Source organism: Lacticaseibacillus parakribbianus (assembly GCF_025490915.1).
GTDB classification, from domain to species: domain Bacteria; phylum Bacillota; class Bacilli; order Lactobacillales; family Lactobacillaceae; genus Lacticaseibacillus; species Lacticaseibacillus parakribbianus.
The window spans coordinates 200,963-213,676 of record NZ_JANQBA010000003.1 but is presented as its reverse complement, the minus strand read 5'-3'; the positions used below and the strand labels follow the sequence as shown (position 1 = coordinate 213,676).

The following is a 12,714-nucleotide window of genomic DNA, read 5'->3' as shown; positions in this document are numbered from 1 at the left end:
TGAACCTTGCCACAAGGAGGGTACTATGAAATCTGCAAACATCATCCTGGTCGGCGACGGGGCCATCGGCTCCAGCTACGCCTTCAACTGCCTGACCACTGGCGTCGGCAAGAGCATCGGCATCATCGACGTCAACCGCGAGCGCGTCCAAGGCGACGTCGAGGACCTGGTCGACGCGCTGCCTTACGTCGCGCAAAAAAACATCTACGCCGCCAACTACGAGGACTGCCGCTACGCCGACATCGTGGTAATCACGGCCGGCGTCGCCCAGAAGCCGGGCGAGACTCGCCTGCAGCTGTTGCAAAAGAACGCGGCGATCATCAAGTCCGTGGTGGCCAACATCATGAAAAACGGCTTCGACGGCATCATCCTGGTCGCGTCCAACCCCGTCGACATCCTGACGGAGCTGACCTTGCGCCTGTCCGGCCTGCCGAAAAATCGGGTGCTGGGCTCCGGCACCGCGCTGGACTCCGCGCGGCTGCGCTCGGAAATCGGGCGCCGCTACAACGTCGACGTTCGCGCCGTTCACGGCTACATCATGGGCGAGCACGGCGACTCCGAGTTCCCGGTGTGGGACTTCACCACCATCGGCGGCCAGCCGATCCGCGAGTTCGTTCCGGCCGCTCGCCAGGACGCCGATTTTGCCGCCATCGGTGAGCGGGTCAAAACCGCGGCCTACTCGATCATCCAAAAGAAGGGCGCGACCTTCTACGGCATCGCGGCCAGCCTGACGCGCCTGACCCAGGCGGTCTTGAACGACGACCACGCGGCCTTTGCAATGTCTGTTCACCTGGACGGCGAGTACGGCCTCCACGACGTCTCGATCGGGGTGCCGGTGCTGCTCGGTGCCAACGGCCTGGACCGGATTTTGGAGCTCGACTTGAACCCAGACGACCTGCGCCGGCTGCAGGACTCGGCCCAAATCCTGCAGGATAACCTGCAGCAGGTGCTGGATTGAGCCAAGCGGACCGCAGCCTGGCGACGCGCGACGCGGCGGTGCGGCGCTTGGCGGTGCTTGACGCGGCGATTCAGGCCGACCCGCAAAACCGCGCCTTCACCCTGGCCGGGACTCGGCCGCTTTACCACATCACCCCGGATGCGACGATGCTCTTGATCAGCCAGGCGCCGAGCAACAAGGCCCAGTCCTCGATGGTGTTTTGGAACGATCCCAGCGGAGTGCGGCTGCGCCAGTGGATGGGCATCAGCGATGACGATTTTTACCGCTCGGGGAAGCTGGCCGTGATGCCCTTGGACTTCTACTACCCGGGCAAGGGGGCCCACGGCGACCTGCCGCCGCGCCAAGGGTTTGCCGCCAAGTGGCACCCGCAATTCCTGCCGCTGATGCCCAAGGTCCAGCTGATTCTCCTGGTCGGCGCCTACGCGCAGAAGTTCTACCTGAAAAAACGGGCGGCCAAGAGCCTGACGGCGACGGTGCGGCAGTTCGAGGACTACGCGCCGTACTTCCCGCTGGTTCACCCGTCGCCCTTGAATTACGGCTGGCTGGCCAAGAATCCCTGGTTCGAAACCACGGTGGTGCCGGCCCTGCAGCGGCAGGTACACGCGGCGCTGCAGGCGTAGGCGGCGGGTTGGGCCCGGCGGCAGCGTGAGCAACAGCGGCGGCGCGATTGCGCGGCGCCGGCACAATGAAACACGAGGTGTGGCATGACGGAAGAGACGAAAGAACGCATTGCCCAGGCGACCAAGGCGCTGGTCGGCACGGTTCCCTTTGCGGACATCAACGTGACCAGCATCATGAAGCGGGCCGGGCTGCGGCGCCAGACGTTTTACGATTACTACCGCGACAAGTTCGACGTGCTCGGCCACATCTACCGCACCGAAATCGACGCGGCGGCGGCCTTTTGCGGGCATTACCAGTACTGGCCGCAGACGCTGCATACGATGCTCGCTTACTTTGCCGCCAACGCGCGGTTTTACCGCATCGTGATCGCGATCGACGAGCAAAACGCGCCGGAGGACGTGATTCGCGGCCACCTGAGCGACATGATCCAGGCGATTTTGACCGACCTCAGCCGCACCCACCACCTCACGATTGACCCGGACTACCGGCGCTTCTTGCAGGACATGCTGAGCACGGCCTTCGTGGACGAGCTCAGGCGCTGGCTGACGGCGCCTGCACCGGTGCCAGTGGCGACGCTTGAGACGCACCTCGGCACCTTCCTGGACGGCAGCTTCGCCGGCCTCTTGAACCAGGCGGCCGGTCCGGTGGTCCGGCGTGAGGCGTGACCACTCACTCGAAAAGGCGGCCTCCGCGAGGGGCCGCCTTTTTTGCGCCAGAAAAGCCTGCCGGCACCGCGGCGGGGTCGCCTGCGTGGGACCGGACACCTGCCAGCATTTGTCCGTTTACTTACTAATTAATAGTGGTAATGTGTACTTGTAAGAACGGAAGGGAAGTTATCATATGACTAAAGTTTTGATTCTCGGCGCCAACGGTCAGATTGCGAAGTTGGCGGAGGCCCAGTTGCTCAAGGACACCGACGCGACGCTGACGCTTTTTCTGCGCAAGGCCAAGCGCCTGACCGTGCAAGACGCGGCGCGTGAAACCGTCGTGGAAGGCGATGCGACCGACGCGGCCGCCATCGCCAAGGCGGCGCAAGGCGTCGACATCGTCTACGCTAACCTCGGCAACCGCGGCATCGAGGCCCAGGCCCAGGCCGTGGTCGCCGGGCTCAATCAGGCCGGCGTCAAGCGGCTGATCTGGATTTCGACGCTGGGCATTTACGACGAGGTGCCGGGCGCTTACGGCAAGTGGAACCACCAGATGCTCGACGGCGGCTACCTGGAGACCTACGCCGCGGCGGCCAAGGTGATCGAGGCCAGCGACCTGGACTACACCATCATTCGCCCGGCCTGGCTGTCCAACAAGGACCTCGTGTCCTACGAGCTGACCGAAAAGGGTGAGGCGTTCAAGGGGACCGAGGTGTCCCGCAAGAGCATCGCGGATCTGATCGTCAAGCTGATCCAGGAGCCGACCCAGCACGTTCGCGCGTCGCTGGGCGTCAACCAGCCGAACACGGACGGGGCCAAGCCGTCGTTTTATTAGTACGATTTTTCACAATTGATTTGTAAAAAATGCTCCGCAAAAGAAACAGACACCGTGTCACATTTGTGGTAGCATTAATGAGAATATTGTGTACGGGGCATACTAGTTGTGCCGGCGGCCACCGTCAGACGGGGTGTAAGCTGTCAGCACGATCACGATTACCATTGCCTGTACTGAACGCCGTGGGGGCGGTGCAGCACGGGAGTATGACGCACACACTTCAAGGGCGGCTACTGCGGTGGCGGCCTTTTTGAGTCGCCCGACAAGACGCGAGGGTCGCGGCATCGGGCTGCGGTGATCGTCAAGCGGCTTTTCGGCCAATCCGCCGATCAGGTCGGGCAGGAGGCGCAAAACGCGGTCGCACCGTCCAATAGGGGCAGTGCGACCGCGTTTTTGAGTGGCCGTGCGTCAGGCCTCGCCCCAAAACGCCTTGGCCAGGCGCTGGCCCTGGTCGATCTTGGCCCATTGCTGGGACTCGGTCAGCTCGTTGCCGCCATCGCAGCTGGCAAAGCCGCACTGGTGGGAGAGGTAGAGGTGGTCCTTGGGCAGGATCGCGGCGGCCTGATTCAGCAGGCGCAAGGCGCGGTCTTCGTCGTCCAGGCCGCTGATCTTGGAGCTCAGGACCCCGAGCACGACCTCGACGTCCGGCCGGTTTTGCAAGGCGGCCAAGGCGCTGATGGCGCCGGCGCGTTCGTCGTCCCACTCCAGGAAGAAGCGGTCGTAGTGCTGGTCGCCCAGGAACTTCTTGGCGATGGTCGCATACGAGCCGCCGGCCGCGTGGCGGGAGGCGTAGTTGCCGCGGCAGTTGTGGGTCCAGACCTTGAGGCCAAGCGCGTGGCCGAAGTCGCAGACCGCGTTGTTGATCGCGACGAACTCGTCGGCCAGCGCCTCGATGTTTGCGCCGTTGGCGGCGTAGAAGCCGGACGGATTGTCGCTTGAGAACAGCTCCCACAGGCAGTCGTCGAACTGGACGATTTCCCCGCCGGCGGCCTTGTACTCGGTCAAAAACTCCTGGTAGGCGTGGATCAGTCCGGCCTTCAGCGCGGCCTTGGTCTCGTAGACCTGCCCTGCGCCGTACAGGTGGTCGAAGAAGGTCAGCTCGGTGTAGGCGTGGGCGGCCCCCCACACCGTGGTTTTGACTGCGGTGCCGCCGGCCTGGACCTTCAGCGCCTTGAAAATGTCGATGAAGTGGTGGTGTTTGCCGGACAGCGGCGCCGTGATGGCGAGCCCGATGTCCTTGCGCGTCTCGAAGTCACCGCCGTCGTGGTCCTCGAAGCGGTAGCCGTGATCCACGATTTTGCGTTGGATGCCGCCAAAGCCCCAGAGAAAATCCAGGTGCCACATCGACTTGGAGTACTCGCCGTCGGTCAAGACGTCGAGGCCATGCGCCTTTTCCTTGGCCACGACGTCTCGAATCGCCGCGGTCTCCGTTGCCTGGTAGCCGGGAAAATCAGTGTAAAACGGGTAGGTGATGTCGTCACGGTGTTCGATCTGGTCCTTATAGGCGAGCAGCGCGGCCGGCCGCAGCAGCGAGCCGACAATCTGAAAACGGGTTTGAGTCATGAGCGAGTCCTCCATTGCAATGTGTTTAGGCTCATCTTAGCAGGCACCGCAACAAATAGATAATACCCGCTTCGTTCATGCTATAATAGGCAACGCCTATAACAGGCCGGCACCGCACCGCGCGTCAGGCCGGCGAGCGGTGCGGCGCCGCAAGGAGGACAACATGCGCATTCAACAACTCGAGTACCTGGAGGCCATCGCGGCCACCGGCTCCATCAATGAGGCCGCCAAGCGGCTGTTCATCTCCCAGCCGTCGCTCTCGCAGGCGATGAAGGAGCTGGAAAAAGAGTACCAACTTCAGCTCTTCTACCGCTCGAAGGTCGGCATCACGCTGACCGATTCCGGGCGGGAGTTTCTCAACTACGCCCGGGGGGTCTTGGACCAAGTTGACTTGCTCGACGGCCATTTTCGCCGCGGCACCGGGCGCAAGCAGCACTTCTCCGTTTCGGCGCAGCACTACGCCTTCGTGGTCAACGCCTTCGTCGAGCTGGTCAAGGAAATCGGCGGGGCGGCCTACGACTTCACGCTGCGTGAGACCCAGACCCGCGCCGTTTTGGCCGACATTCAGACCAGCCAGTCCGAGCTTGGCATCGTCTACCTCAACGGCTTCAACGCGCCGGTGATGCGCCGGCTGATCGCCGAAAAGGGGCTGACCTTCACGCCGCTGTTCGTCGCCCAGCCGCACGTCTTCGTCGGCCGCGACAACCCGCTGACGGCCAAAAGTCAGCTGACTTTGGCCGACCTGGCGCCGTACCCCTACCTCTCCTACGAGCAAGGCGACGCGAGCTCCTTTTACTTCGCCGAGGAGATTCAAAGCACCCTGGCCCATGCGACGCACGTGCGGGTGTCCGACCGCGCGACCATTTTCAACCTGATGGTCGGCCTGAACGGCTACACCATCAGCTCGGGCATTATCTCAAGCGACCTGAACGACGAGAAAATCGTCGCGATTCCCCTGGCCATCGACGATCCGATCACCCTGGGCTACCTGCGCCGCAAGCAGCTGGCGTTGTCGCCGACCGCCACGCGCTACCTGGCGCTGCTCAAGCGCTACATTCGCCACTACGGCTTCACGATTCTGGACTGAGGCCGGCCGGCCAACCCGCGGCCGAACCAGATGAAACCGGCGGCCACCCGGTCCGGGACGGCACCGGCCGCTGCCGGGTCACGCGAAGCAGCCGCAGGCCGCGTGTCGCAAGCCGCAGCCGCAGCCGTAGCCGCAAGCCGCAGCCGTAGCCGCAAGCCGCAGCCGTAGCCGTAAGCCGCGGTCGCCCCCAGAACGCGCGAACAGGCGCCGCCACCCGTAAGGGCAGCGGCGCCTGTTTGGCTGCGGCTACTTGGCCTGCATTTGGTTGAGCTCCTCGCGGCAGTGAATCAGCGCCGTCAGGGTGTTGTTGATCGGGGTGGGAATGCCGAGCTCGGCGCCTTTTTTGGCCACGTAGCCGTTGAGGTAGTCGATTTCGGTCAGGCGGTTTTTGGCCAGGTCTTGGTACATGGAGGCGTAATGGGCCCCGTTTTGGCCCGGGGCGAACTGGCTCATGATCAGGGCCAGGGTCGCGGGTTCGTCGAACGGCACCTTGAGGCCGGTGGCGACCTGCGCGATTTCGTGCAGCGTGGAGGTGATCAGGGCGTCGCGGTGGGAGAAGCTGCCGAACTCGCCGACGTTGCAGCTGATCAGGCTGGTGTAGGTGTTCAAGACGCTGTTGAAGGCGGCCTTCTTCCAGATCGCCTCGATAACGCTCGGCGACACCGTGACGTTGAGGTGAGCCTGGTTCATCACCGCGACCAGCTGGGTCAAAAACGCTTCGTTGGCGGCGTCCGGGGCGACGGCCTGCAGGCTGACGGAACCGGTGCCGGTCAGCGTGACTTCGGCCGGGCCGTCGAGTTCGGCCGACCAGACGGTGACGCCGGCGATGATCTGCTTGCGCGGCACGAACCGCTCGATGGTTTCGACGTTGCCGATGCCGTTGGCCAGCACCAAAATCTTAGTGTCCTGGTCGATCACGCCTTGAATGTCTTCGAGCATGCCGGCCATCTGCATGGCCTTGGTGAACAGAATGATCAGGTCAAAATGCTGCGGCTTGAGTGCGTCCGGGGTGAAGGCCGGAAAGGCGACGGTGGCGTCGCCTTCCGGCAGGTGAAACAGTAGCCCGTGCTGCTGAATCCGGGTGACATGGGCGGCCCAGTTGTCGATCAGGGTGACGTCTTGGTCGGCATCCTGGAGCATTTTGCCAAAGCGACTGCCCATTGCGCCGGCGCCAGCGATTGCGATTTTCATCATGTGTTCCTTCCTTCCGTGTTACTTGCTCAGGTCGACCTTCCAGTCGGCCTCGTTGTAAATATTCGGCAAAAACTTCTTGAACAGGGCCCAGACGATCAGGCAGTAGACCAAGGGCAGGATGTAGTAGGCCAAGGCGACCACGAGGAGCTTCACCAAGGCGCTGCCGCCGACGGTTGCGTAGGCGTGAATTGCGGCGACGGGCTGGCCGAAGCCGGAGAACTGGGCGACGGCGGTGATTTTGAACAGCAAGGCGTTGGTCAAGCCGCCGATGGCGCCGACCACGGCGATGGGAATCATCATGCGGGGATGCTTGACGAAGTTGGCCAGCATCATCTTGACGGAGCCGAAGAACATGGCAATCGACAGGCCGATGCCGTTGGTCTTGTAGGTCGCGATGCCGACGAACATGAAGCAGGCGGTGATGGCGACGCTCGGGGTGCCGCCGGCCAGGCCGCTGAGCCCGATCGCGTAGCCCAGGGCGATGGTCGAAATCGGGGTGACGATCAACACCGCGAAGGCCGTGCCGAGCAGCAGGCACATTAAGACGGGCTGCAGGTCGGTGAAGGTGTTCAACAGCTTGCCGATCCAGGTCGAAATCATGTGAACGTAAGGGTAGCTCCAGGTGCCAAAGGCCCCCATCAGCGAACCGCCGACGATCGAGTCGACGATCAAGGCGAAGCTGCCGACGCGCTTGCGAATCAAAAACATCACGACGATGGTCAGGGCGATGATGATGATCGTGTTGATCAGATCGCCCATGCCGACCAGGGTGAAGGTCCCGTTCTTGACGGCGATGGCGCCGCTGCCGATCATCGCGGCCAGGCCGACCGAGGCCGACTCAACCATGGTGAGGTTGAAGCGCGTGGCCGCCAGGATCCCGGCCGCAAGCGGCACGGAGAACTGGCAGAGGCTGGTGGCGGTGCTGATGGCGGCCCAAAACGGACTGGTCGAGGCGAGCCCGGAGATGAACGGTGAGACGATGGCGGAAGGGGTGACCCCGACCACGATGGCCATGGCGACGGCCGACAGCAGGCGCTGCCAGAAGTCGCCGGGTTTGTACTGCTTCAACTCATTCATTGATTGTCCTCCTTGGGTGACAAGTGTGCCGACGCCGCAACCCGCGGCACCGGACAAATGATGGCGGCGTGGCGGCGTTGATCAGGCGCCGGCCACGCACGAACAAATTCTGTGAATGATTTCACTCAACAAGGCAAAGATACGGCGTTGCTCAATAATTAACAATGACCAAAGCGGAATCAGTATGATAGGATGAAGCTATCAGATGTGGAAGGGGTTGTCACCATTGAGCTTACGAACGCTGGAATCGTTCCTCGCCCTCAGCAAGATTTTGAATTACCGGCAAACCGCGGAGAGCTTGTTCATCTCTGAACCGTCGCTGTCGAATCAGATTCGCCAGCTTGAGGCGGAGTACAACTGCCAGCTGATCGATCGCTCCAAGCGCCAGATCCGGCTGACGCCGGCCGGCGAGCAGCTGGCGCTGTCGGCCACGCGAATTTTTGACGAGGTGCAGCGAACCAACCGGCTGATGTACCGGTTCAACAGCGCTAACAACCAGCGCTTCACCATTGGCGCCTCGGGGGTTCACTTGGTGTTCCCACTGAGCCAGGAGCTGCAGGCGGCCTACCCCAAGGCGCGGTTCACCTTCGCCGAGACCTTCAACCGCGACATCATCCAGCGCGTGACCGACCGCTCGCTGACGGTCGGCTTCAGCTTCCTGGACACGGTACCCAAGACGCTTCAGACCAGCGGGGTTTTCATCGATCACCTGGTCGCCGTCACCCGGGTGGAGGATCCGAACTTCAACGGCGTGGCGCAGCTGTCGGCCCTGGAGCTGCTCGCCCATCCGCTGGCGGTGTTGCGCGAGGTGTTTTACATCAACAATTCGGTGACCCAGTTCTTCCGTTTCGCCGGCATCGCACCGAGCTACACCTACACGCTTGAAAGCTACCACGCCTGCATCGACCAGGTGAAGCAGCAAAGCTGCGTGACCATCGTGCCGCGGTCGTTCTTCGACTCGCTGGCCGACCCGACGCTGCGCGGCCTTCCGCTGGCCGGCAAGCAGCCGGCGCTGCCGATGGGGCTGGTTTACCTCAAGGAGGAGTCGGCCAACCCGATCATCCGCTCGCTCAAGCGCATGGCCCGAGACCTCTACGTCACCGGCGGCCGGTCGCACTAAAAAAACGCCTCGTCACCGGCGACTGCGGCCGCAAGGTGGCGAGGCGTTTTTGAAAATCAAGTCAGGCGTGGCTGTGGCGTCGGGCCGCGGCCACGCGCCACTGGTGAATCAGCGGTCGGTGGTACCACAGCACCGGCACCAGCAGGATCAGCGCCAGGAAGCCGCAGGACGGAAAGCCCCACAGGCCGCCGGCGACGTCCATCACGCCGCCGACGTAGAGGCTGCCGATCGGCGTGGTGCCTTGGTTGAGCAGCACGTAGACGCTCATGATGCGGCCGCGCAGGTTGTGCGGAATGTCGTACTGGAAGCTCGCGTTGCTCTGGTTGAGAAAGGCCATATTGCAAAAGCCGACGGCGACCATCACGACGACGGCCAGGGCGTAGCTGTGAACCAGAATCATCGCTGCCTGCAGGGTGGCGGTCGCCAAGGCGACGGCCACGTACAAGTTGCGCTGCAGGCCGTAGCGCGACAGGTAGCTGAGCAGGATTGCGGCGGCCAGGCTGCCGACGCCGGTCGCCGACAGCAGGTTGGCGTAGGTCTGGGCCCCAGAATGCAGGACCTCCTTGGCAAAAATGGGGATGATCACGTTGTTGTTGTAGTTGAGGGTGCAGACCACGAGCATCATCTCGGCGGAAAGCCGCACCTCTGCGTGGGTCCACACGTAGCGCAGCCCGTCCAGCACGTCGCGCCAGATGCGCTGCTTGGACGGCGTCGCCACGGCGTGGGTCTGGTGAATCAAAAACAGCCCAAGCAAGACGGCGAGGTAGGAAATCGCGTCGACCAGGAAGCAAAAACCGACGGAGAACTGCACCATCAGCACCCCCGCGATCGACGGGCCGGCGATTTTGGCCAGGTTAAAAACGGTTGAGTTCAAAGAAATGCCGTTCATCAGGTCTTTTTGCCCGACCAGCTCGACCACGAAGGACTGGCGCGTCGGCGTGTCGAAGCTCTGAAGGACGCCATAGCCGATGGCAATCAACAGCACCTGCCAGTAGGCGACGACCTTGAGGTAGACGATGGCGGTCATGACGACGCCCAGCAGCAGGAAACCGGTCTGGGTGATCATCAGGATGCGGCGCTTGGGGAAGCGGTCGATCAAAGAGCCGGCGATCAGGGTCAGGCCCAGAATCGGCACGAACTGACAGGCCGACAGAATCCCGACCAAAAGCGCCGAGCCGGTCATCTGGTACACCAGCCAGGTCTGGGCGGTGCGTTGAATCCACGTTCCCATCACCGACAGCAGCTGGCCGAGCCAGAAGTAGCGGAAGTTGGGGTTGCGCAGGGAGGAGAAGGTGCTGCGAAGGACGTTCAAGCCGGGTCATCTCTTTTTCTGAAATATAACCAGTCTTGCCCTCCCGTAACCAAAAGTCAAGCGGCCGCGGCGTTCGGCGGTCGCACATGCAAAAAGCGCGGCCAACCGCCGCGCCGGTGTACTCACACACGGCGGCGCCGCATCCGGCGCCATGCCTCGTTGCGTTTTGGATTGGGCCGGACCGCCTGGTGCGTGGTGAAGCGTTCGAAGAAGCCGTCGCGGCCCAGGAAGATTGCGACAGTGGTGGCCAGCACCACGGCCAAAAAGCCAGTGGCCACCCACAAGATAGTGTCTGCCATGCTGATGCGCCCCCTTCGCCCCTTATTTTACCGCCGCGGCAGGGGGTCACGCACGTTTGAAGACCGTTGGTTAGCACTCTTAACCATAAAGTGCTAAAAACTTGCGTCACCGCCCGACTTCTGCGTTATAATAAGGGTGTTCGAAAATATAGTAGAAAACAACGGAGGTAGGAATCATGGCAGAAGATGTTGAGAAGACTTTGGTGCTTGATGAGCCGATGAACGCGGTGTTCGACTGGAGTGACAGCGAGCTCCCTGTTCGCGATGCGTTGTGGGATTACTACATGGAACACAACGGCAAGGACACGATCAAGACCGAAGAGACCATGAAGCCACTGCTTGACCAAAGCGATGACGAGATCAAGGCCTTGGCAGAGAAGCTGCTGAAGAAGTAACCAGAGCGCAGCGCGGCGCAGTTAGGCGGCCGGCTAGCGTAAGGTGAGCGCTTGGGCCGCAATTTGGCCCGGGCGCTTGCCTTAGCTGGACGGGTCGCCGTTGCCGTGCGGAGCTCGACGAAACCAGAGCGCAGAAGCGCGGGTTTAGCGGGTCGGGTAGCCTAGCTCGGGTACTTGGGCCGCACTTTGGCCCGAGTGACCGGGCGTAGCTAGCCGCACCCGCGTTGCGCCTCGGAGCTCGACGAAACCAGAGCGCAGCGCGGCGTATGAACAGACCACTCGTGCAGGTACCCGTTAATTTTACATCACAGATTTTACACAGGCTCGGCCCAGCGGTCGGGCCTTTTATTTGCGACGACACGTGGGGCCAGCCGCCGTGGTACAATGGGGCGAAACCGACAGGAGGCACACTTATGATTCGACCGATTAACCGCGACACCCTTTTTCTGCAGCGCAAGGCCCGGCTGGCGACGCCGGCCGACCGCGCCGTCATCCAGGACCTCAAGGACACGCTGGCCGCGCATCGCGCCGGCTGCGTGGGGATGGCCGCCAACATGATCGGCGCCGACTGCCGCGTGATTATCGCCGCGGTTGGTCCCGGCGCGATGGTGCTGGTCAATCCGCGCATCACCATGCGAGCCGGCGCCTACCAGACCCAAGAGGGGTGCCTGTCCTTGAGCGGCGAGCGGCCGGCCGAGCGTTACGAGTCGCTCACCGTCGCCTACCAAGACGAGCAGTTTCGGCCGCAGACGCAGGCCTTCAGCGGCTTTCTCGCCCAGGTGATTCAACACGAGGTGGCGCATTGCGACGGGGTGCTGATTTGATCGCCGAACCGCGCGTGGATGCGGCGGCGCTGGTTGACCACGGCTGGGCCGACCTGCTGGCCGCCGAAGACCACCTGCTGACCGAGGCAAAAATGGTCCCGGAAGTCATTCCCAATGGTACCCTTCACCACGCGACGCTGGAAAACAGCGTCGTCGACCACCTCGGCCTGGCCGGCGCCGACCTCCCGCGGTTGGAGGCGACGGACACCGTCTGGACCGGCTGCGACCTGGCCAACGCCGACGTCGGTTCGGCCAGCCTGCTGCGGGTGACCTTCCAAGGCTGCCGGCTGACCGGCACCGTTTTGGCCGGCGGCTACCTGGCCGACGTCACCTTCCGCGACTGCCAGCTGGAGATGGTGAACCTGGCGGAGACGACGCTCAAAAACGTGCGGTTCGAACGCTGCCGCCTGGTCGCCGCGACGCTGGACGCGGCCCGGCTCAAGGCCGTCACCTTCAGCGATTGCGACCTCGACCGCGCCAGCCTCGCCGGCCTGCGCCTGCGTGGTCTGGACCTGCGCGACTGCCGCTTCCAGACCCTGGAGGTCGAACCGGGTCAGCTGCGCGGCGTCATCGTCACGCCGCAGCAGGCGGCCAACCTCGCCGTGCGGGTGCTGGGGCTGGATGTGCGGGAGTAAGGCCGCGACCCGGCGGCACCCGGCGAGCCTTCGCGCCGCGGCGCGTTGCGTCAGTGAGCGGTGACACCGACCGCGACCGGTGATCCGCCGCGCCGGGTTCGGCTTGTTGAGCCGGTACCCGGCGGCGCCAGCCGTGACCGAAACCAG

Annotated in this window: 14 protein-coding genes; 9 read left to right on the top strand and 5 right to left on the bottom strand. The window is 63.0% G+C overall.

What is annotated here, in order from left to right; translation table 11 throughout:
• The first annotated feature begins 25 nt into the window (after positions 1–25).
• From NUH19_RS04405 to NUH19_RS04390, 4 genes are all read left to right on the top strand, one after another.
• The gene (locus NUH19_RS04405; protein ID WP_262315341.1) at positions 26–958 is read left to right on the top strand and encodes an L-lactate dehydrogenase; all 933 of its coding nucleotides are present in this window, start codon (positions 26–28) and stop codon (positions 956–958) included.
• A 38-nt stretch (positions 959–996) separates the two neighbouring features.
• Positions 997–1,578 carry a uracil-DNA glycosylase family protein gene (locus NUH19_RS04400; protein ID WP_262315363.1) on the top strand — a complete coding sequence of 194 codons (582 nt, stop codon included), beginning with the start codon at positions 997–999 and terminating at the stop codon, positions 1,576–1,578.
• Between the two features lie 84 nt (positions 1,579–1,662).
• Complete coding sequence (locus NUH19_RS04395) at positions 1,663–2,244, top strand: TetR/AcrR family transcriptional regulator C-terminal domain-containing protein (protein WP_262315340.1); 582 nt, start codon at positions 1,663–1,665, stop codon at positions 2,242–2,244.
• Between the two features lie 175 nt (positions 2,245–2,419).
• The gene (locus NUH19_RS04390; RefSeq protein ID WP_262315339.1) at positions 2,420–3,061 is read left to right on the top strand and encodes an SDR family oxidoreductase; all 642 of its coding nucleotides are present in this window, start codon (positions 2,420–2,422) and stop codon (positions 3,059–3,061) included.
• A 408-nt stretch (positions 3,062–3,469) separates the two neighbouring features.
• Here the strand turns inward: NUH19_RS04390 and NUH19_RS04385 are convergent, their stop codons facing one another.
• Positions 3,470–4,624, bottom strand: coding sequence for a cobalamin-independent methionine synthase II family protein (locus NUH19_RS04385; protein ID WP_262315338.1), 1,155 nt, complete (start codon positions 4,622–4,624; stop codon positions 3,470–3,472).
• Between the two features lie 163 nt (positions 4,625–4,787).
• Between NUH19_RS04385 and NUH19_RS04380 the strand changes: the two genes are divergently transcribed.
• Entirely contained in the window at positions 4,788–5,711 is a 924-nt protein-coding gene (locus tag NUH19_RS04380) for a LysR family transcriptional regulator (protein ID WP_262315337.1), read from the top strand.
• A gap of 246 nt (positions 5,712–5,957) precedes the next feature.
• Here NUH19_RS04380 and NUH19_RS04375 read toward each other — a convergent pair whose 3' ends face one another.
• Together NUH19_RS04375 and NUH19_RS04370 are read right to left on the bottom strand one after the other, a co-directional pair.
• The gene (locus tag NUH19_RS04375; RefSeq protein ID WP_262315336.1) at positions 5,958–6,905 is read right to left on the bottom strand and encodes a 2-dehydropantoate 2-reductase; all 948 of its coding nucleotides are present in this window, start codon (positions 6,903–6,905) and stop codon (positions 5,958–5,960) included.
• 18 nt (positions 6,906–6,923) lie between these two features.
• A complete protein-coding gene (locus NUH19_RS04370) occupies positions 6,924–7,982 on the bottom strand; it encodes a PTS sugar transporter subunit IIC (protein ID WP_262315335.1) in 1,059 nt (352 codons plus the stop codon).
• Between the two features lie 226 nt (positions 7,983–8,208).
• Here NUH19_RS04370 and NUH19_RS04365 point away from each other — a divergent pair, with 226 nt between their 5' ends.
• Positions 8,209–9,102, top strand: coding sequence for a LysR family transcriptional regulator (locus tag NUH19_RS04365; RefSeq protein WP_262315334.1), 894 nt, complete (start codon positions 8,209–8,211; stop codon positions 9,100–9,102).
• Positions 9,103–9,163: 61 nt separating this feature from the next.
• Here the strand turns inward: NUH19_RS04365 and NUH19_RS04360 are convergent, their stop codons facing one another.
• Together NUH19_RS04360 and NUH19_RS04355 are read right to left on the bottom strand one after the other, a co-directional pair.
• Positions 9,164–10,414 (bottom strand): MFS transporter, encoded by a 1,251-nt coding sequence (locus tag NUH19_RS04360; RefSeq protein WP_262315333.1) that lies wholly within the window; start codon positions 10,412–10,414, stop codon positions 9,164–9,166.
• 122 nt (positions 10,415–10,536) lie between these two features.
• Positions 10,537–10,713, bottom strand: a complete 177-nt coding sequence (locus NUH19_RS04355; protein ID WP_262315332.1) for a hypothetical protein — start codon at positions 10,711–10,713, stop codon at positions 10,537–10,539.
• Positions 10,714–10,889: 176 nt separating this feature from the next.
• Between NUH19_RS04355 and NUH19_RS04350 the strand changes: the two genes are divergently transcribed.
• The 3 genes from NUH19_RS04350 (at position 10,890) to NUH19_RS04340 (ending at position 12,567) form a co-directional block, all read left to right on the top strand.
• A complete protein-coding gene (locus tag NUH19_RS04350; protein WP_276580142.1) occupies positions 10,890–11,108 on the top strand; it encodes a P8 family protein in 219 nt (72 codons plus the stop codon).
• 413 nt (positions 11,109–11,521) lie between these two features.
• The gene (locus NUH19_RS04345) at positions 11,522–11,932 is read left to right on the top strand and encodes a peptide deformylase (RefSeq protein WP_262315331.1); all 411 of its coding nucleotides are present in this window, start codon (positions 11,522–11,524) and stop codon (positions 11,930–11,932) included.
• Complete coding sequence (locus NUH19_RS04340; RefSeq protein WP_262315330.1) at positions 11,911–12,567, top strand: pentapeptide repeat-containing protein; 657 nt, start codon at positions 11,911–11,913, stop codon at positions 12,565–12,567. Before NUH19_RS04345 ends, NUH19_RS04340 begins: the two co-directional genes overlap by 22 nt.
• The last annotated feature ends 147 nt before the right edge of the window (positions 12,568–12,714 follow it).